Here is a 21,203-nt window from a genome sequence, read left to right as displayed (position 1 = left end):
CTTAAAATCAACCATTCACTAAATAAAAAAATGAACTCAATTACTCTCTATCTTTCGCTTTTCTCCCTCTTGTTTTTTTCTTGTACCAATAATAAAGTCGCTATTTCTCAAGAAAATAAGACCGAAATGGTCAATCAAGATTCAACCAAAACAGAAATTATATCAAACTCAAGCCAATCAAAACAAATTATCATAGGCGCAGCCCAAACAGAAAAGTATTTTGATTTAATCAAAAACAAACGTGTCGGAATGATTGTCAATCATACTTCAGTCATTTATAAAGATAATGATTCCCTTCATTTAGTAGATTATTTACTCAAAAATAATAACGAAAATAAAATAAATATACAAACTATTTTCGCTCCCGAACATGGTTTTCGTGGAACAGCCAGTGCAGGCGAAACAATCAAAAATGGAAAAGACACCAAAACAGGAATTGATATAATTTCTTTGTATGGAAAAAATAAAAAACCAACTAAAAACCAATTAGAAAATATCGATGTTCTAATCTTTGATATTCAAGATGTTGGCGCACGTTTTTACACCTATATCAGCACGATGCACTATTGTATGGAAGCTGCTGCCGAGTATAACAAACAAATTATAATCTTAGATAGACCAAATCCAAACGGCTTTTATGTGGATGGTTGTATCAGAGAAGAAAAGTACAAATCTTTTGTAGGAATGCACCCAATTCCGATTGTTCACGGATTGACAGTAGGCGAACTTGCAAAGATGATAGAAGGCGAAAAATGGCTAGAAAATGGCAAAAAACAAAAGATACAATTAGGAGACAACTTAACAGTTATTTCGTGTCAAAACTATTCCCACAAGGATAATTACACGCTAAATATCGCACCTTCGCCAAATCTTCCTACTCAAAATTCTATTTTACTTTATCCTTCTTTGTGTCTTTTTGAAGGAACAACAATGAGCGTAGGACGTGGAACAGACTTTCCTTTTGAAGTTGTGGGGCATCCTAGTTTTCCACAAAAAAAATCTACTATTTCTTTCACTCCAAAACCAAATGAAGGTGCGAAATATCCACCTTTCGAAAACAAACTTTGTTATGGAATTGATTATCAAACTCAAAAGCTAGAAAGCAGTTTTTCTTTAAAACCTATTTTAGAATTTTATCAGATGATAAAAGATGAGAATTTAGAAGGTAAAAAAGATAATTTCTTCAATTCTTATTTCAATACACTAGCAGGAAATGATAAACTACAAGACCAAATAAAAGCAGGTTTGACAGAACAAGAAATCAAAAAAACATGGCAAAAAGACTTAGAAGAGTATAAAGCAAGGAGAAAAAAATACTTGTTATATCAAGATTTTGAATAAAAAATCAAAGTATTTTCAAGCATTTTTTTGATAATCCCTAAAAAAGTGCTTTCTTTGCGCTCTCAATAATTTCTAAAAGAAGAAATATATAATTTGAGAGAATCAAAATTTGAAATCTAAGAAACAAATATATGTTATACGTCTTAATTAGCATTGTACTATTTGTTGCCATTCTTTTAATGGTCGTAGTACTCGCACAAGAACCGAAAGGTAGTGGAATCTCTAAAGAATTTGGAGGCGCAGGCGCAAATCAAATCATGGGAGCAAAAAATACCACTAACATAATGGAAAAAATTACGTGGACACTTATAGCTATTGTTTTTGTTGGAAGTATTGGAGCAACACTCCTTACTGACGCAAAACCAGCAGATACATATATTAGTCCAAACGTTGAAAAAGCAAAAGAACAACTTGACCCTAACCAAATGGGTGGTTCTCAGCTTGATCAAAATGATGTAACAAACCCTTCTGATCCTGATAAAGAAACTGAAGGACAACAATAAAGATAGAATATTCTAACAAAAGGTTAGGATTAAAAAATACAGCAACATAATTTCAAACTATTTCTAACTAAATTAATTTTCAACTAATTTAGTTAGAAATGGAACGAAAAAGACTAAAAACAAATTATAGATTTGTTAAGTTTACATCAAGTAAATTATTAAATTTATAACAGCTTACTTTTTAAGTAATTAACAGTTTTTCTGAAAAATAATTTAAAATTTTATTTAAAAAATTTGGATTGTAAAAATAAAGTCTGTACTTTTGCACTCGCTTTAACACACAAACTAAACACAAAATTTTAAATTTGTTTTGAAGCAATGTTTAGAAAAAGCTAAACAAATCTAGTTGGGGGGATACCAAAGCGGCCAACTGGGACGGACTGTAAATCCGTTGATTAATTTCTTCGCAGGTTCGAATCCTGCTCCCCCCACAATAATTTTTACATTTGTAAAGTTATTTTTATATTTATTCATTAGGAATAGATGGTATTATTTCAAATAAAACCAAACTTTGATTTTTAAGACTTTATCTTAAACCTCAATTTATATGCGAGAGTAGCTCAGTTGGTAGAGCGACAGCCTTCCAAGCTGTAGGTCGCGGGTTCGAGCCTCGTCTCTCGCTCTAATATAATCTGATACATAACTATTGGTATTTTTTATAGCAACATTAGATAACACTAATTAGACACAAACTTTTCACTAATCTCTATTTTATGTTTTTAGACTAATCCTCTAAAAAAATAAAACAAGAGACTAGATTATGGAAAGTTTGTATCATGCTATAAGCCGATGTAGCTCAGGGGTAGAGCGCTTCCTTGGTAAGGAAGAGGTCGTGGGTTCAATTCCCATCGTTGGCTCTACGTAGGCTCTACCAAGTGTATCATATAGGTTATGTTATTATTTTATTAAGAATTACCTTTTCATACTATTCTCATACTATTTTAAATTCTTTGTTAAGATGGCTAAGGAAACCTTCGATCGCTCGAAACCTCACGTAAATATTGGAACTATTGGTCACGTTGACCACGGTAAAACTACTTTAACTGCAGCAATTACGAAAGTATTAGCAGATGCAGGTCACTCTGCAGCTCGTAGTTTTGACTCAATTGATAACGCTCCTGAAGAAAAAGAGCGTGGTATTACTATCAACACTTCTCACGTAGAGTACGAGACAGCTAATCGTCACTATGCTCACGTTGACTGTCCAGGTCACGCCGATTATGTAAAAAACATGGTTACTGGTGCTGCTCAAATGGACGGAGCTATTCTTGTGGTAGCTGCTACTGATGGTCCTATGCCTCAAACTCGTGAACACATTCTTTTGGCTCGCCAAGTAGGTGTTCCTTCTATCGTTGTATTCATGAATAAAGTGGATATGGTAGATGATGAAGAATTATTAGAACTTGTAGAAATGGAGATCCGTGATCTTTTAAGTTTCTATGATTTTGATGGTGATAACATCGCTGTTGTTCAAGGTTCTGCACTTGGTGCATTGAACGGAGAAGGCAAGTGGGTTGATACTGTTTTGGCTTTAATGTCTGCTGTTGATGAAGGTATTCCATTGCCTCCTCGTATTACAGACAAACCATTCTTGATGCCTGTTGAGGATGTATTCTCTATTACTGGTCGTGGTACTGTTGCTACTGGTCGTGTAGAACGTGGTGCTATCAAAGTAGGTGAGCCAATCGAAATCTTAGGATTAGGTGAAGCTCCAATCAAATCTACTGTTACAGGTGTAGAGATGTTCCGTAAATTATTAGATGCTGCTGAAGCTGGTGATAACGCTGGTATTCTTTTACGTGGTGTTGATAAAGAACAAATCAAACGTGGTATGGTAATCGCTAAGCCAGGTTCGGTTTCTACTCACACTAAATTTAAAGCAGAAGTTTACGTATTGAAGAAAGAAGAAGGTGGTCGTCATACTCCATTCTTTAAAGGATACAATCCTCAGTTCTACTTCCGTACAACAGATGTAACTGGTGCTATTGAACTTCCTGAAGGAGTTGAAATGGTTATGCCTGGTGATAACATCACTATTACTGTTGAATTGTTGAAACCAATTGCAATGGAAAAAGGTCTTCGTTTCGCTATCCGTGAAGGTGGACGTACAGTAGGTGCTGGTCAAGTAACTGAAATTCTTTAATCTAAATTTTTATTCTCTTTCATAAGCTGAATAAAAAACGATTAATAAATCATATATTTAAAAATGACATTATTTTCTTTTGAAAGTAATGTCATTTTTTTTATGTTTGAATATTATTTCTATTAAATAATCTTTCTCAAATTACTCTTAATTCCATTTTTTTTGATAAATTCAAGTTATGAAACGATTATTTTATCTCTGTTCGGCTCTTCTTCTTTGTCTTGGAATTATGTTTTACAAACAAACTCCTACTTATAATCCCTTTGATGATGTATTTGATATTGATACAAATCAACTTGTAGAATGTGATACAATTATTGGAAGCTGTGGCTACATCAATTTTCAACCAAAAACTAAAAAACGTTTAAAAGTCTATTATCAAATTTATGCCGAAGATATAAATGATGTGGTAGCAAAAGGGTTTTGTTATGAAGAAGATACTTTTCTAATTCCAAGTCATTGTAATCATCAAATATTGTCTGATTCATTAGATAATTTACCTATTGACATAAAAGAGTTTAATCATGCTATAGAAAAGTTTGATTATGTTTATTTGGATAAGATTATGGAGAAAAATATAGACACTTATTCTCCCAAAATAAGAATTAGCCATAAAAATAATCTTGATACAGTCAGGACTTCTTTATATTGGCATGTTTCAGAAGAAGACTCTACTAAAGCAATTCGTACAATTAGTTATTTTAAAAGTAAACCTAGAATATTTCGTAATGCTAATGGAGGTTTTATAGAATAGAGTTTCAAGCAAGTAATTATCTAATTCAAAAACTAAATCTTATTATTTGAGTTGAAAAGAATTAAAACTTAATCCATAAAATTAACTCTCCCTAAGATGAAATTACTTCATATCCCTTTACTTTCTGTATTTCTATTATTTTCTAGTTTTTATTTTACTCAAAGTTTTGCTCAAAATTCTGAAAGCTATTCTGAATACGACCCTAAAATGTATGATATTATAAAAAATATCTCTACTCAAAATGTAGAAAATGATGTCAAAAAATTAGCAGACTTCGGAACACGTCATACACTTTCAGATACTGTTTCAGAAACTCGTGGAATTGGCGCAGCTAGAAGATGGATAAAAGCAGAGTTTGATAAAATTTCGGTAGAATGTAATGGTTGTTTAGAAGTTTCTTATCAAAGGAATTTACTCAAAAAAGGAGCAAATGAGCGCATCGTAAATGATGTTTGGATTGTCAATGTAGTTGCTATTTTGAGAGGAACAGAAAACCCTAATAGTTATGCTATCATGTCTGGCGATATTGATTCTCGTGCTTCTGACGTAACTAATTATACGATTGATGCACAAGGGGCGAATGACAATGCGACAGGAATTGCTGGTATTTTGGAAGCTGCACGAGTTTTATCAAAATATCATGTTGAAGGAAAATCTAAATTCAAAAATAGTATTGCCTTTGCTGCTCTTTCAGGCGAAGAACAAGGACTTTTTGGAGGTAAATTTATGGCAGAACAAGCAAAAAAGGATAATTGGGATATAATTGGAGTAATCAATAATGATATGATTGGAAATATTGAGGGTGTTAATGGTGTGATTGATAATCGTAGTTTTCGTATTTTTTCAGAACCAAATCCCATTACCGAAACCAAACAAGAAAGAAATAGAAGACGTTATTACGGAGGCGAAATAGACGGAATTTCTCGCCAGCTTGCTCGTTATATTCATGCTACAACTCAAAAGTATATGCCTGAAATGAATCCTACAATGATTTATCGTTTGGATAGATTTGGAAGAGGTGGACATCATAGACCTTTTAATGATGAAGGTTTTGCAGGTGTTCGTATCATGGAAAGCCACGAAAATTATAACCGTCAGCATCAAGATATTAGAGAAGAAGATGGAATAAAATATGGTGATGTAGTAGCAGGAGTAAATTTTGAGTATTTGGCAAAACTCACCTCGGTCAATGCGATTGTACTTGCAGGTTTGGGTTGGTCGCCTTTAGCACCTCAAAATGTAAAAATCGGTGGAGCTGTTCAGCCTTCGACTACGCTTTCTTGGGACAGACCAAAACAAGAAAACTCAAGTACTTCCTCTACTATTGTAGGTTACAAAATTTATTGGAGAGAAACCACTGCTCCACAATGGCAAAATGCTCGTTTTGTGCCAAAAGAATTTTATCAAAATGATACAAATACAACAGAACAAATTACCTTTGTACTAGAAAATATTGTCATCGACAATTATCTTTTTGGAGTAGCTACGGTTGATGAAAACGGATACGAAAGTATTGTAAGTTTTCCAAGAGAAGTTATTCGCTAAATAAAATTAAAATGTATTTAAACTGGTTACTAATTACTGGTAACTGCTAACTGATTAAGAATGGATATAGAAAATTACAACGATGCAGAGTTAGACTCAAAATATTTAGGCAAACTAACGACAAACTTTGTCAAGATTGCAGATAATTTGAAAGAAGCTGCTTATCAAATCAAAAAAAGAGGCTTTTCTTCGTATCCTGTTTTTCCAATTTGTAAAGCAAAACAACCTATCGGACAAGTTTTATTTTCGCAACGTGAAATGCCTGAGTTGGAATGGGATTATTATGCTTCTTTCTTAGAAGAGTTTGAGCAAAGAAATATTTTGGATAAAGAAGGCAGCGAACGTTTTAAAGTTGCTTACAAAAATCCAGAAGAATTTTGTTGTCTTTTTGTTATTGATGAAGGCTTTACAAGGTTTGTGTTTGTGCCTTATCCTGATGAAGAGTAAAAAAATAGAAAGTCTAAAGAACAGGAACTTAATTTTTGAGTTTCTGTTTTTTTGCTTTAAAAGTAAGTTGATTTAGAAGTTGTTACACCAAACAAAATTGAGATATAAAAGTTGATACAAAAGCAAAGTATATCTTGTATTTCTTCATTTTCATAGTTTAATCCTCGTTTTATCAAATGCGAAACATTTTTTCTCTTTTCGTACCTCATTTTTTTGCACATTTTTTTATAATTAGCTTTTTTCTAGGTAGTATTTTTTTTATTAGTGGCTGTACTGGGATGAGTAAAATCACCAAAGAAAATCCATTATATACAGGAAGCGAAATAAAATGGGATAGAAAAGAAGGCAAAATCCCAGAACAAGACCGTATTGAACTAGAAGCTGAAGAAGTTTTGTCGCCAGAACCAAATACAAAATTTTTATGGATGCGCCCAAGGTTGGCTTTTTATCATACATTTTATACTGAAAAAGAAAAAGGTTTTAAGCACTGGGTAATGACCAAAGTTGGAAAACCTCCTATTCTTATAAAAGATGTGAATGAAGAACGAGTTCGTAAACTTATTTTGAATAGGCTTTTGGCAAATGGTCATTTTCAAGCAGAAACAGAGGCAAAAATCAAACAAGATGGAAAAACAGCAGAAATAATTTATACTCCTACTGTTTATCAACCTTACAGATTAGATACCATTAATTTTCCTCAAGAACCTGAGCCACTAGGAAGTGTCCTAAATAATGCACAAAAAGAAACACTCTTGAAAACAGGCAACCCTTATAATTTTCAGCTATTAGAACAGGAAAGAAGTAGGTTGAATGATTATGCAAAAGAAAGAGGGTATTTTTATTTTAGTGATAAATTTATCATCTATAAAGTAGATTCGACAATCGGCAATCGAAAAATGAATGTTTATATGCAGGTAAAAAAGCAAATGCCCAATCTTGCTAGAAAGCCTTACCGAATTCGAAATGTATTTTTATTTCCCAATTATAAAATGGGAATGGATTCTGTACAAAATTCTAAAAAATTGCAGAGAATAGGAAGGTTAGAAGGAGATTCTACTTTTTATTGTATGATGGAAGAGTGTCAGTTTCGTCCAGAAATATTGGCTCGTTCTATTTTTTTAGACCCTGATACACTATATTCAGCAGAAAGACACGAACAAACTTTAAAACGCTTGATGGGATTAGGAGCTTTAAAATTTGCAGATATTCGATACAAACCTGTTGATTCTTTAGGAAGTGAAGGTTATTTAGATGCGTATATTCAGCTTGTTCCTGCAAAAAGAAAATCACTGAGAGCAGAGCTAAATTTGGTTTCGAAGTCAAATAATTTTGCAGGTCCTGGATTAAATATGAGTTATCGCAACAAAAATGCTTTTGGTGGTGCAGAACTTTTAGTTGTTCGTTTAGATGGACGTTTCGAAACGCAAGTTAGTGGACGCAACTCAAATCAAAGCGTCGAACAACCGAACCAACAAAATGGACTTTACTCGTATGAACTTGGTGCTGGTTTGGAAGTATATATTCCTCGTTTTATTACGCCAATTAAAATTCCTAGTTTGGCTCAAAAGTATGTTCCCAAAACTGTTTTTCAAGGAGATATACGATTATTAAGTAGAGTAAACTATTTCAAATTACTTTCTGGAACAGCTCAATTTGGTTACGATTGGCAAGAAACAGCCACTAAAAGACACCGTTTTAATCCAATCTCTATAAATTATGTGCGTTTGATGGACACAACCAGTCTTTTCAATGAAGCGATTGGAGATAATCCACTTTTACAGCGAAGTTTTCAAAATCAATTTATTTTTGGTGGAAATTATTCATTTACCTATCAAAGTGCTGCTGGTGTAGATGAAAATACTAGAAAAAATAAAAACCATCTATTTTTTAATGGAAATATTGACATAGGTGGAAATCTAATTCATAGTATTCAAAGTATTTTTGTGTCTAGGAAATCTAGTGGTGCAGAACCCTATACTATTTTTAGTGAGCCGTATGCACAATATGCTCGTGCAGATATAGACTTTAGGTATTATATCAATTTTAATGATGAAACCCATCACAAAATAGCCACTCGTTTTATTGCTGGTGTGGGTATTCCTTATGGAAATGCTGATGTTTTGCCTTATACAAAGCAGTTTTTTGCAGGGGGAGCAAATAGTATTCGTGCCTTTCAAGCTCGTTCGATAGGACCTGGTTCGTATATTTCAAAAGATAGTACAAGTGGACTTTTTTACGACCAAACAGGGGATATGCGTTTGGAAGCAAATATTGAATATCGTTTTCCTATTTATAGTGTGTTTAAAGGTGCTGTTTTTGCAGATGCAGGAAATGTTTGGCTTGTGAAAAATGACAAAAATCGTGAAGGAGGATTATTTAATTCAAATAATTTTATAAATGATATTGCTTTGGGTGTTGGTGCAGGACTTAGAGTTGATGTTACTTTTTTTGTTCTTCGTTTTGATGTAGCTTTTCCTCTTAGCAAACCTTGGCTTCCAGAAAATGAACGGTGGGTAGCCAGTCAGATAAAAATTAGAGATAAAGATTGGCGAAAAGAAAATTTAGTCTTGAATATTGCTATTGGGTATCCTTTCTAATCTAAAAAACAAAAAAGACCTTCCAAAAAAAATAGAAGGTCTTTTCTACAAAAAAATCAAAATCTTTTACGCAGGAATTGCTTCAATAATACTAAGAGGGCTTTTAGTAGGAAAAACAGCATTTAATTTAAAACCTGCTTTAGTTAGTATATCTTCAAATTCTTCTTTGGTGCGTTCTTTTGCTCCCAAAAGTAACAACATTACAATATCTAATGACTTTTCAAAAACTTGTGCTTCGTCTTCTTTTATTACCATATCCATAATTAACAAACGTCCGTTTGAAGGAATTGCTTCTCTACATTTTTTGAGAATTTTGATACAATCTTCATCATTCCAGTTGTGCAATACATATTTGATTACATAACAATCTATATCAGCAGGAATAGAATTAAAAAAATCTCCTTTTGCATATTCCAAAATTCCATTAGTATCATTTTGTTTTGCTTGTTCGATGGCGTGAGGCAAATCAAATAAAATTGGTTGAATAGCAGGATAATGTTTTTTGATTACTTTGAGTAACTGTCCTTCAGCTCCTCCCAAATCTATCACATTTTTATATTTACTAAAATTGTATGCATTTACCAAAGGCTCATCAAAAGCGTACGAAAAACTAGACATAGCTTGACTAAATATTTTTCCATCTTTTGGACTACCTTTTTTAAAAAACTCAAATAGATTTTCAAATCCCATGGCTTTTTCAGAAGCTGAATCTCCTGTAGCAATAGAGTGTTCTAAATCATTAAAAACTTTCCACATCCAAGGACTTCCCATCATTCGTGCAAAATTTCGTTGAGAACCATCTGCTTCTTCTCGCAAAAAATAAGAAACATCATTATTAGAAACCATAAGATTTTCATCAAGTTCAAAAATCCCTTGTACAGCCAAAACTCTGATTAAACGATATAGAGCATTTTCATTTACATTTAATTCTTGACTTAATTGAGTTGTAGATTTGGCTTGATTAGCAACTAAATCAGCAATGCCTAATTCGGCTGCAACACTCAAACATCTTGAAGAAACCATTTGAGTCATGATTTCACGCATTTGAGTAGGTGGTTTTTTATTAATTGTGTTTTGCATAGGATAGTTTATTAGGGATAATTATTATTTAAAATCTAAGATTTGTGAATCTACAAAATTTACCTTATAAATGTAAATGTATCAAAAAAAGACCTTCCACAATGCAGAAGGTCTTTTGATATATCAAACAAATAGATGAAGTAAATCCATTTTTAAGCGAATTAGATAGAAATTATTTTTCATCTTCTAATTCTTCGTCTTCAAAGACAAAATCTTCGTCGTTGTCTTCGTCTTCACTTTCGGCATCAGCAGTTGCAGTTATTGCTTTTTCTGCTTTTTTACCTTTAGATTTAGAAGATTTTCCGTCTTTTTCGGCTGCAATAGCAGCTTTATCAAGTTCACGAAGTTGTCCTTCAAGGTCTGTCATTAGCACTTCATCTTCTTCGATAAGAGCTTTTACAGAATCACGACCTTGTCCGAGTTTGTTATCTCCATAAGAGTACCAAGAACCCGATTTTTTTACAATATCCAAATCAACAGCTAAATCCAAGATTTCGCCAGCTTTAGAAATTCCTCGTCCATACATAATATCAAACTCAACTTGTTTGAAAGGAGGAGCTAATTTATTTTTCTTAACACTCACACGAGTACGGTTACCTGTGATTTTGTCGCCATCTTTGATTGCTCCAATACGGCGAATATCCAAACGAACAGAAGAGTAAAACTTGAGTGCATTACCACCAGTTGTTGTTTCAGGGCTACCGAACATGACACCAATCTTATCACGAAGTTGGTTAATAAAAATACAAGTACATTGTGTTTTGCTAATTACACCTGTCAGTTTACGAAGAGCTTGAGACATAAGTCGTGCTTGCAGACCCATTTTAGAATCTCCCATGTCGCCTTCTAATTCTGCCTTTGGTACAAGAGCAGCGACAGAGTCAATTACTACAATATCAATCGCTGTTGAACGAATAAGCTGTTCGGCAATTTCTAAGGCTTGCTCACCATTATCAGGTTGAGAGATAAGAAGATTATCCAAATCTACACCTAAATTTTGAGCATACACTCTATCAAATGCGTGTTCTGCATCAATAAAAGCAGCCAAACCACCTTGTTTTTGGGCTTCTGCAATAGCATGAAGAGTAAGTGTAGTTTTACCAGAAGATTCTGGACCATAAATTTCTACTACTCTACCACGAGGTAATCCTCCAATTCCTAGAGCAATATCAAGCCCTAAAGAACCTGTTGAGATGCTTGGAATATCTACTACATTATCATCGGTCAGTTTCATAACTGTACCTTTTCCATACGTTTTGTCAAGCTTTGCTAAAGTTACTTTTAGTGCTTCTAGTTTCTTTTTTTGGTCGTCGGCTCCTTTTGCCATAATTGAAATATATATAAGAGTGATAAATGATTTACTAAACTAATTTGTGTTTTTTTGCAGTTACTAAAACTGTTTTTTACACTTTTTCCTTTTAAGGATACTACAAAATTAAGAGTGCAGAACGTAAGGGATTTACGTAGTAAAAAAATAATTTACTTTTTTTTTAAATTTTTCTATTCTTCTTGACACTAAAAATATCTGTTATATTCCTTCTTCTTTTAAGGATATTACAAAATTAAGAGAGTAGAACGTAAGGGATTTACGAACTAAAAATTAATTTGATTTTTTTTCTGACATTTTGGAAAGTATCAGCTACCTTTTCTTTTAAGGATACTACAAAATTAAGAGTGCAGAACGTAAGGGATTTACGAACTAAAAAATAATTTACTTTTTTTGAGTTTTTATAAATCCTATCAAATCTGTATCGCTATTATTTTTTGTACTTTTGTAGGCTTATTATTTTAATCTAATAAAACTGAATTACACGTTTACAGAAGTAAAAATTATATAGAAATTATGGAAAATTACACACTCAATTATTATAAAACGTTTGCAGATGACATGAGAAAAAGTCTTCAAGCTGTTTTTGATGCTTATAATGGATATTTTGTGCAAGAAGCTATTCCTGCTTTTGGAAGTATCAACAATAAAGAAAATACTACAAAAATAAATTTTGAGACCAATGCTCATCGCAACTGTTTTACAGATTATGTACTTTTAGAACAACGAGTAAATAAGTATAAAGCATATCAGATTTTTTTAGAAGAACAAAAAGAAGCTGAAGAAATTGCTTTGCTAAATAAATTTGTTCCCTCTTTTGAAAACTCTTATACTTCTCTTTTTAGAATCATTGATGTAGATGTAGAAGAAGGAATTATTTATTTTGATGATGTTTTGGGAGTAAATGAAGGACAAGAAATAGCGATTATAGACAAAACACTTGCTGATACAATAGATAAAAATCCTATCAATATGAATTTTTTGATGTTTTTTCGTTTTGTACCTTTTTTGGGAGATTTTATTGATTTGAACGATGAAGAAGATACACTAAAAGGAATGTCGGCAGGTTATATTTATTTCTTTGAGCCACAAGAAGAACGCACGCTTATTAAAGAATATGAAAAAATGGCTGCAAAAGTAAGAGTTTCTAAATCTTCGTCTAAAAGGCAAATTGCTTTTACAGAACTAGATAAAAAATATGGTAAGAAACTTTTGTTGTCTTAAAAATATTCAAAAAAACACAATGAAATATAAAATTCATTGTGTTTTTTTCAAGAGAAAGTTAAAACTAACAATTACAAGTACATATCCAATCCCCATCAGCTTTCAAACAACTTCCTGGACCATAACACCTATAACCTACAAAAGGACATTCATAAAAATTCCACCCTCTCCCCTTTATGGTTTCTGCACTTTTCTTTTTCATAATAAACAGAGTTTCATAAATAATTCTCAAATCTTCTTCAGAAACATTCTTTTTTAAATAATCAAAACGAAAAGTTGTAATTCCTCTTTCATTATACTCAACTGTTTCTATAAAAGCAGCTAAATCTTGTGCTGGGATTTTAGAAAAGATTTTTTTATAATGAAAATTAAGAACTGTTTCTAGTTCTTTCCTATTTGTAATTTTGGTAGGGAGTTTTTCGCTACTAATAGCTTGCTTTTTTAAGAAAGGTAAAACAACTGTTTCTTGTGTAATATCTTCTTTGTTATCTAAACAAGAAAATAATCCTATTGATAAAAAAAACATCAAAAAATAAAATGAATACTTCATGGAAAATGTAGTTACTTGAAAAGTATTAAATATAAATAAACACTTTTTTTATAAAAAAAATAAGTATATAGTTTCAAATGTAAAAAAAAAAAATGAATCATACAATTTTAAGTATGTGTTTTTTTAATTTTTTGAAGATTTTATTGAATTATTGCCTTGGTGAACTGGAAAGGAAGAAAGTAAATTTAAAATGTTTTCATTAAAAAATCATATTTCTTATTTTGAACTAAAAATTTGAAATAGATTTAGCTACAAAAAGACAAAACCGTTATTTTTGAGTTAGAATAAAAAGCAAAATAAATAAGGAATTTTTGATAGAAAATTATGAGCCAATCAACTCCAAAAAATAAAGAAGAATTAAGAGAGCATTTGAAAGATGTAATCCGAAATATTCCACGCCAACCAGGGATTTATAAATATAAAGACGAGAATAATGAAATAATTTATGTAGGAAAAGCAAAGGAGCTTAGAAAACGAGTGTCTAGTTATTTTACTAAATCGCACCAATACGACCGAAAAACTCGGCAGCTTGTACGTGAAATCCGAAATGTAGAAATTACGATTGTCGATAGTGAAGCCGATGCGCTGCTTTTGGAAAATAATTTGATAAAGGCGCACCAACCAAAATATAATATTTTATTAAAGGATGGAAAATCATATCCTTATATCTGCATTACAGATGAGCCTTTTCCTAGAGTTTTTACAACTAGAAATCCGAATAAAAATCAAGGAACGAATTATGGTCCTTACACAAATGGAAAAACACTATATGCACTCAACGAACTTATCAAAAAATTATATACACTCCGAACTTGTTATTTCAACTTGAGTGAAGAAAATGTAAAAGCAGGAAAATATAAGGTTTGTTTAGAATATCACATCAAAAACTGCAAAGGACCTTGTGAAGGTTTGCAAGAAGAAGAGGAGTATTTGAAAGATATTGAACAGATTAGAAATATTTTGGCAGGAAAAACAAGCCGAGCAAAGGAATATTTCAAAACAAAAATGAAAACAGCAGCCGAAAAAATGGAATTTGAAGAAGCCCAAAAAGCAAAAGAAAAATGGGAAGCTCTTCATACTTACCAAAGTAAGTCACTTATCACAAATCCGAATATTTCGGATACAGAAGTAATTGCTCTTTTAGATGATGAAGCGACAGTTTATGTAAATTATCTCAAAATTGAAGATGGAAGTATTGTTTATACAGCCAATGAATCCTACAAAAAACGTCTTGAAGAAACTCCAGAAGATATTTTACCAATGGTAGCCGTAGAATTTAGGCAGCGTTTTGGAAGTGAAGCACAGCGAATTGTGAGTAATATTTCGGCAGAAGTTCCTTTGCCAAAAGTAGAAGTTATTAATCCAAAAATTGGAGATTTAAGAAAGTTATTAGATTTATCACTCAAAAATGTAGGTTACTTTAAAAAAGAAAGACTACGAAAAAAATTAGATTTTGCAGAAAAGAAACAAGAAAAAGGACTTTTTGCTATCGAAGCACTTCAAAAAGATTTGGGATTGAAAGAATTGCCAATGCACGTCGAATGTTTTGATAACTCTAATTTGCAAGGTACAAATCCTGTTTCTTCGATGGTTTGTTTTATGAATGGAAAACCTTCAAAGAGAAATTACAGAAAATACCACGTCAAGACAGTAGAAGGGGCAAACGATTTTGCGACTATGTATGAAGTGGTTTATCGTCGTTATAGAAGGCTTTTAGAAGAAAAACAGCCTTTGCCAAATTTGGTAATTGTCGATGGTGGAAAAGGACAGTTGAGTTTTGGAGCGCAGGCTTTGAAAGATTTAGATTTGTATGGAAAGATTCCTATTGTCGGAATTGCAAAGCGTTTGGAAGAAGTTTTTTATCCAGAAGACCAACACCCAATTTATATCAATAAAAAATCACCTTCTTTAAAGCTCATTCAACATTTGAGAGATGAAGCGCACCGTTTTGCTATTACTTTTCATAGAGATGTCAGAAGTAAAAATGCCCTTCGTAATCCATTAGAAAATGTAAAAGGAGTGGGAAGAGCAACCATTGAAAAACTTCTTTTAGAATATAAATCTATCAAAAAAATTGCAGTTACTTCTGATGAAGAATTGAAAGAATTGATTGGTGCAAATCGTACTCGTCTTATCAAAGAATATATTAAGAATAATCCTGATTTGTTGAGTTAATGGAGGTTTATGTCGTTGGTGGGGACACCAACAACGGCAAGGTTATATCATTATTCTCAAATTCACGTTATAGAAGTATCTCAAAATAAATTCTATTTTCATGAAATACCTCAAAAAGCCTCATTTGCCTATTTTTATCTTGTTTATTCTCTTATCTGGTTTTGGATATAGTGAATTTATAAAAGAAAAATATACCAATCAGGAAAAAATGATTCTAATTAAAGGCTATGAGCAGAATATGTTTCTGAGGGATAGTTACTTGCATTTATCATATCGCCTAGAGGACAACACAAAAGAAAATTTATTAATTCAACAAGGAGATAAATGTGCAGTAAAAAACTATTCAGAACTTGAACTAAAACTGGAAAAGCTAAGAGAAGTGTGCTTCGAAACGCTTAAAATTTGTTTCGATAATAAAATCACAGACGAAGCAAATGAAAAAAATTACTCGCCTTTAAAAATAAATAATCCAAAAGTCGTAACTGCTTTTTACGATTATATAGACAAAGTTTCAAAACTAGATACTATTTTCGCCAAAAAATATCAAGATTTCGTTTTTGAAAATGGAATGAATGACCAGCAAATCAATGACTTTTATTTTGATACAGATGATTATTTGAGAGTTTTTCATTATGCTCGTTTTGAGGCGCAACTTGCAAAAATGCATTATGAAGATGCAAAATTACTCACAAAAGAAAATTATTATGCTCCTTATGGTTTGAAAATAGAAGAGGCAAAAGTAATTCCTTATCTAAGTCCATCAAGACAAACAAATGCTAAAGAAAGCGAATATATCATATATGAATCTGTTTCTTTTCCTTTTGATAAAACATCTCGTATAATTTATCCAGAAAATATCACAACGAGTTTTGATAAAAATGGATTTATTATTATTCCAAAAGAATACAGAACAGGGGAGCAAAAATTTAAAATTAAGCTTCCTGTTGGTTGTAGTAGAGATACGATTATGTCAGTACATATAATTTTTAAAGAACATTAAGATTTTTACAAAAATGTTGCAAAATAAAAGCACACTGATTTTTCTTTGGTTATTAATATTCGTTTTTATTGGATTTTTATTTCTTAGAAATGATGATTCAAAGGAAAATGAGGCTGTTTTGAGAAGTATAAAACTTCTGAAGAATTATGATAAAGAAATTCTTGATAAGACAGAATACGAAATAGAACAAAATATTTTAGATCAAGGAAATAACCTAAGAGATAGAAAAATACTAGACCTATTTAGAGAAAATAGAGTTTTTTTAGATTCAATAAATAAAATAGCAACATTAGATTGGGCTACTTTACTTGGTCAGCTTGTACAAAGTTCAAAAGACTCTACTTATTATAAAATAAAAGATTTAGACTCACAACTATATTTCTATTCAAAATCAAGTTCAAAACCTATATTTTCCATTCATCAAAATCTACTTTATCATTACTATATGATAATTTTAGATGATGAAAGAAATAAATTTGGTTTTGGTGGAAATCGTTTTGGAGATTATCTACAAATTGGTCTTCTTGATTCTACACTTTGTTTAACGGCAACAACACCTATATATACCAATTTCATAATAGAACCTCACTTTGATAAGCCAAAATACTACTCTACCAACTTTATTTTTGATAAAGATAGTGTTATTCGTTTTCAAGCAGTTACCTATTTATTTATAGACGGAGAGAAAAACACACAAACAAAGTATTATGAAATTGTACCTAAGAATGGAAAAATAATGAGTCCTTTTTCGTATAAAGAAATTAAATAGAAAAATGATCAACAAAAAAAAATATTCAAATAAGAGTCTATAAAAAAGTCAGACAATCTAATCTAAAGACTGTCTGACTTATATTTAAATACCTGTAATACTATTTCAAGAATAGATATTCTTAATAACTACATTTTTACAACTTGAAAAGTTTTGTGTGTAAGATTGGTTTTTAATTGTATCAAATAACTTCCTTGAGCTAAATTTTGAAGATTATTTAATTCTAATTTATTGCTCCCTTTTGAGAAAGATTGAGAAATAGTTTTGATAGTACGTCCTGCCATATCCATTAAAGTAATTTCTATATTTTTTTGTTTTTCTAAATCAAATTCAAGAGTTAGAATATCTGTAAATGGGTTTGGATAAGCTACAAAAATAGGTTCACTTTCAGAATTGTTGATACTCCAATTTACTTTTTTGATGTCAGAATAAGCAAAAGTACCGTCTGTATCAATTTGTTTCAGACGGTAATAGGCTTCTCTGTTTTCTATTCCTACATTTTTATCGATAAATGAATAAGTACTTTTAGTATTATCTCTTGAGATTGCATCTTTTACATTTCCAATTTCTTTAAAATATTCGCCATTTATAGAGCGTTCAATTTCAAAATAATCGTGGTTTAATTCTCCTGTTGTTGTCCAATCTAAAATAGCATCACTTTCTAATGGTTTTGCATCAAAAGATAAGAAAGTAAGTGGTAGAATATTTTCATCAGTTAATGCCCCAAGTGTAAAAGGACTAAAATTATTTACTGTTCCCAAACTCAAAACACCGTCGTAAGGTGTATTTATAATCCCTCCATTAAAATGGTCTCTCCAAATTGCGCCATCCCAACGTACTACTTTTAATCCTGTAGGTCCTACAGTACAACTACGAATATCATCATAACTAAGCGTAACTACTACATTCGAAGAAGATCCAATTGCTCTATCCAAAATCCAGTATTCACATTGTCCGACATGATGAATAGTTGCTTCTTTGGAAAAAGGGTCATAAGGTGTAACTTGTTTTACATAATAGGCAGTAAAATGGTCTACTACATCAGAAGGAGCAGAAATTCCAATCGGTGCACCCCAGCCTGCATTACCAATTGGAAAATCAAAGGCATCATTTCCTATTTTACGTACACTCATATCTGCATGACTTGCATTAATAGCAACAGTTGAAGTAGTATTATCAGGGAAAATAAGTAGGTGATTGTTATCTGCTCTGAAAATTCCAGTTGTCCAAGTGGCAGAATTATTTACTATAATATCTGTATTTTGAGTACGAACTTCTATTCCTGTATTTTGCATTTCTACATCAAAAAACTGTAATCCTGTTGGTGGTGGTGTAGAGACTTGATTGAGTGTGAGAGAAGTTGTATTTAAAGTCCCAAAATCACCACCAGCATCATCAATAATGTACAAAGACCAAGTTCCTACATAAGTTCCTGCATAACCATTCCAGTTTTCTATTGGAAAAAAACTACCTGTAATAGTTGTATTTCCAGTAGGTGCAGTAGTAGTCGCAGGAGGATTGTTCATTGTAAAAGTAACATTATCATAACCATCTCCATTTCCACCCATATCAGCAGCTACAGAATAAACTGTATTATTAGGAGTAACTAAATACATTTCTATATCAGAATTCCAAGTATGATTTATATCCACTAAAAGGTTATTTATTCCTGTATATGTTCCTGCTGGAACGTTAAAGGTTACTATACGGACATGGTCTGAAATATAAGTATTTAAGCCAGCTAATGTTACTCCATTGCCTCCGTTTAAATTATTAGCACCACCGCCTGTTCCTATTGGTGGAATATCTAATGGCAAGATTTCATTTGTATTAAAAGTAACTGTACTAGAAGAGTTATAATTACTTGTTCCTGTATGATTAATAAGTTGTTGAGTAGTTCCATCAAAACGCATGGTGGAAGTATTTGGGTTGTATGCACCTTGATTCGTGAAATTTCCTGCTAACCTAAATAATCCAGTATTTCCATTTAGTGTGGCTGTGGCTGCATTTTGAAAACTTCCTTCTACTATGAGTGTACCGTTGCCTATACTTACCGTTGAGCTTGTTGTATTGATTAAGTTTCCTTCTATTATAAGTGTTCCTCCATTTACATCAATTGTTCCTTTATTAGTAACATCACCTTGAACTCTAAGTGTTTCTCCTACATTGAAATTAAGTTGGCTTCCGGTTTCTACTGTAAGTGTTCTGCATATATTAGTAATTAATGGAGTATTTACAGTAACTATATCAGGGTCAATACAACCAATTATAACATCATTGGAAAATATAGGAAGTAAACTGGTAATCCAAGTAAACAGATTATTCCAATTTCCATCTGTAATAGAATATACAACATTAGCAGTAGCAGGTAAAGTAGTAAAAGATACTGTACCTGTGGGAGCTAAGGTACTTAACTTGCCTTCTGTTACTGCATAAACTTGATAGCTATAATTTGTAGAAGGAGTCAGTCCTGTAATGGTTGTTGTTTCTGTGTCTGCTGGTAATTGTCTGTCAAAAACGTAAGCACCACCATTTACAGAACGATAAAGTACAATTCCTACTTCATTGGTAGCATTATCCGTCCAGTTCAAATTAAAAGATGTACTTGATAGACAACTTGCTGATACATCTACTTCTTGTCCAATTACTGTTGGTGGGTTGAAGTTATAAAACGACGATTGCCATTACTGTTACTATTGAGAGAAGTTATATTAGTTGGTGCTGCACCAAAACCATTACAGGATTCTAAACTAGTTCCATAAGAACGATTTGTGGCAGTTACACTAGCATGATTATCAGTATTAATATACACTACATCTGTACTGGAGTTACCGTATCCAATACCTGTCCAAGTAGTGGTAAAAGTATCACTACTGAATCCACAAATGGATGTAGCAGCATGAGATTGTATAAACATCCTACCATATACTATTTTCACAACCCCTCCATTTGTATTAGTAGGGGGAGGAGCTGTTTCATAGATATGAGCTTGAAAACGAGATATTCCTGTATTAGTACTAGCACTCCCTTCCATTCTTAGATTTACCCAATCCACTATTAATATTCTATTAGGAGCTGTTCCAATCATTTTATATCTAACTTGACCATTGTTTTCTGTACGCCATCTATCAGCAGTAACTTCTATAGAAGCTCCAAAAACACAGACTCTTGCATTTCTAGGTACACCAGGACTATTTGCGCCACCAACTATTTGTGTATTACCAAAACGCATTACTCCTCCTGTATTGGCTGAAAAGGTTGTAAAACGTTCGCCCATAAACCAAACTTCAAATCCTATGTTTGTAATTGCTGAAGCAACATTGAGTTGATTTGAACCAATAATTTGAGTCCAACCTCCTCCATCTACGAGGTTTTCATTAGAACCAGCTGTAATAACATAATTCTGAACATTCTGTGCTTTTATTCCAAAAGAAAGGAATAGAAAAATATATAGTAATAATTTTTTTCATAATTTTGTTTTAATAATTATGGAAAGTAAGGGATTATTGAGGGAAAATACGAGATAATATTAGTTAATCTAATTGTCTTTACGGTTTATTTATATAAATTATGTGTATAATGATGTTAAGTTTTTTGTGTAAGTAATAAGCAATAAAAATTTTCACAAAGGTACAAATATTATTTTCTTTTTCTGAGAAAATAACTTTTTATTTAGATATTTAAATTGATTTAGCAAATTTTATTTTGAAATAAGTGTATTGTTCCATTTTATATTTTGTTTTTTTTG

The 21,203-nt window shown here is 32.0% G+C and carries 16 protein-coding genes and 3 tRNA genes; 14 read left to right on the top strand and 5 right to left on the bottom strand.

The annotated features are described in order from the left end of the window. Positions 1-30: 30 nt before the first annotated feature. The 10 genes from ACE193_RS07695 (at position 31) to ACE193_RS07650 (ending at position 9,330) form a co-directional block, all read left to right on the top strand. The gene (locus tag ACE193_RS07695) at positions 31-1,341 is read left to right on the top strand and encodes an exo-beta-N-acetylmuramidase NamZ domain-containing protein (protein WP_375562419.1); all 1,311 of its coding nucleotides are present in this window, start codon (positions 31-33) and stop codon (positions 1,339-1,341) included. Positions 1,342-1,472: 131 nt separating this feature from the next. Further along, positions 1,473-1,844 (top strand): preprotein translocase subunit SecG, encoded by a 372-nt coding sequence (secG, locus tag ACE193_RS07690; RefSeq protein WP_375562418.1) that lies wholly within the window; start codon positions 1,473-1,475, stop codon positions 1,842-1,844. 348 nt (positions 1,845-2,192) lie between these two features. Next, a tRNA-Tyr gene (locus tag ACE193_RS07685) sits at positions 2,193-2,275 on the top strand. A 118-nt stretch (positions 2,276-2,393) separates the two neighbouring features. Then, positions 2,394-2,466 (top strand) — tRNA-Gly (locus tag ACE193_RS07680). A gap of 163 nt (positions 2,467-2,629) precedes the next feature. Further along, positions 2,630-2,701 (top strand) — tRNA-Thr (locus tag ACE193_RS07675). Positions 2,702-2,802: 101 nt separating this feature from the next. Beyond that, complete coding sequence (tuf, locus tag ACE193_RS07670) at positions 2,803-3,987, top strand: elongation factor Tu (RefSeq protein ID WP_375562417.1); 1,185 nt, start codon at positions 2,803-2,805, stop codon at positions 3,985-3,987. Positions 3,988-4,165: 178 nt separating this feature from the next. Next, positions 4,166-4,741 (top strand): hypothetical protein, encoded by a 576-nt coding sequence (locus ACE193_RS07665; protein ID WP_375562416.1) that lies wholly within the window; start codon positions 4,166-4,168, stop codon positions 4,739-4,741. A gap of 96 nt (positions 4,742-4,837) precedes the next feature. Then, positions 4,838-6,286, top strand: coding sequence for a M28 family metallopeptidase (locus ACE193_RS07660; RefSeq protein ID WP_375562415.1), 1,449 nt, complete (start codon positions 4,838-4,840; stop codon positions 6,284-6,286). 60 nt (positions 6,287-6,346) lie between these two features. Beyond that, positions 6,347-6,733: a hypothetical protein gene (locus tag ACE193_RS07655; protein ID WP_375562414.1), complete on the top strand. Its 387-nt coding sequence runs from the start codon at positions 6,347-6,349 to the stop codon at positions 6,731-6,733. 278 nt (positions 6,734-7,011) lie between these two features. Then, complete coding sequence (locus ACE193_RS07650) at positions 7,012-9,330, top strand: BamA/TamA family outer membrane protein (RefSeq protein ID WP_375562413.1); 2,319 nt, start codon at positions 7,012-7,014, stop codon at positions 9,328-9,330. 66 nt (positions 9,331-9,396) lie between these two features. On the opposite strand, the gene ACE193_RS07645 is transcribed toward ACE193_RS07650, so the two are convergent. Both ACE193_RS07645 and recA read right to left on the bottom strand, forming a co-directional pair. After that, positions 9,397-10,410 (bottom strand): methyltransferase, encoded by a 1,014-nt coding sequence (locus ACE193_RS07645; protein ID WP_375562412.1) that lies wholly within the window; start codon positions 10,408-10,410, stop codon positions 9,397-9,399. 172 nt (positions 10,411-10,582) lie between these two features. Continuing rightward, positions 10,583-11,737 carry a recombinase RecA gene (recA, locus tag ACE193_RS07640; protein WP_375562411.1) on the bottom strand — a complete coding sequence of 385 codons (1,155 nt, stop codon included), beginning with the start codon at positions 11,735-11,737 and terminating at the stop codon, positions 10,583-10,585. Between the two features lie 516 nt (positions 11,738-12,253). On the opposite strand from recA, the gene ACE193_RS07635 reads away from it, so the two are divergent. Continuing rightward, complete coding sequence (locus ACE193_RS07635) at positions 12,254-12,961, top strand: hypothetical protein (RefSeq protein WP_375562410.1); 708 nt, start codon at positions 12,254-12,256, stop codon at positions 12,959-12,961. Between the two features lie 64 nt (positions 12,962-13,025). On the opposite strand, the gene ACE193_RS07630 is transcribed toward ACE193_RS07635, so the two are convergent. Continuing rightward, entirely contained in the window at positions 13,026-13,511 is a 486-nt protein-coding gene (locus ACE193_RS07630) for a hypothetical protein (RefSeq protein ID WP_375562409.1), read from the bottom strand. A 324-nt stretch (positions 13,512-13,835) separates the two neighbouring features. Between ACE193_RS07630 and uvrC the strand changes: the two genes are divergently transcribed. From uvrC to ACE193_RS07615, 3 genes are all read left to right on the top strand, one after another. Next, positions 13,836-15,686, top strand: a complete 1,851-nt coding sequence (uvrC, locus tag ACE193_RS07625; protein ID WP_375562408.1) for an excinuclease ABC subunit UvrC — start codon at positions 13,836-13,838, stop codon at positions 15,684-15,686. Positions 15,687-15,786: 100 nt separating this feature from the next. Next, positions 15,787-16,686 carry a hypothetical protein gene (locus ACE193_RS07620; RefSeq protein ID WP_375562407.1) on the top strand — a complete coding sequence of 300 codons (900 nt, stop codon included), beginning with the start codon at positions 15,787-15,789 and terminating at the stop codon, positions 16,684-16,686. A 13-nt stretch (positions 16,687-16,699) separates the two neighbouring features. Continuing rightward, positions 16,700-17,455, top strand: a complete 756-nt coding sequence (locus ACE193_RS07615; RefSeq protein WP_375562406.1) for a hypothetical protein — start codon at positions 16,700-16,702, stop codon at positions 17,453-17,455. A 128-nt stretch (positions 17,456-17,583) separates the two neighbouring features. Here ACE193_RS07615 and ACE193_RS07610 read toward each other — a convergent pair whose 3' ends face one another. Continuing rightward, positions 17,584-20,100, bottom strand: a complete 2,517-nt coding sequence (locus tag ACE193_RS07610) for a T9SS type A sorting domain-containing protein (RefSeq protein ID WP_375563349.1) — start codon at positions 20,098-20,100, stop codon at positions 17,584-17,586. Beyond that, the gene (locus ACE193_RS07605; RefSeq protein ID WP_375562405.1) at positions 20,100-20,732 is read right to left on the bottom strand and encodes a hypothetical protein; all 633 of its coding nucleotides are present in this window, start codon (positions 20,730-20,732) and stop codon (positions 20,100-20,102) included. Before ACE193_RS07605 ends, ACE193_RS07610 begins: the two co-directional genes overlap by 1 nt. Positions 20,733-21,203: the final 471 nt, after the last annotated feature.

Source organism: Bernardetia aquimarina (assembly GCF_042180575.1).
In the GTDB taxonomy this organism is placed as follows: domain Bacteria; phylum Bacteroidota; class Bacteroidia; order Cytophagales; family Bernardetiaceae; genus Bernardetia.
The sequence above is the reverse complement of the archived record's forward strand: the minus strand, read 5'-3'. Positions and strand labels throughout refer to the sequence as shown.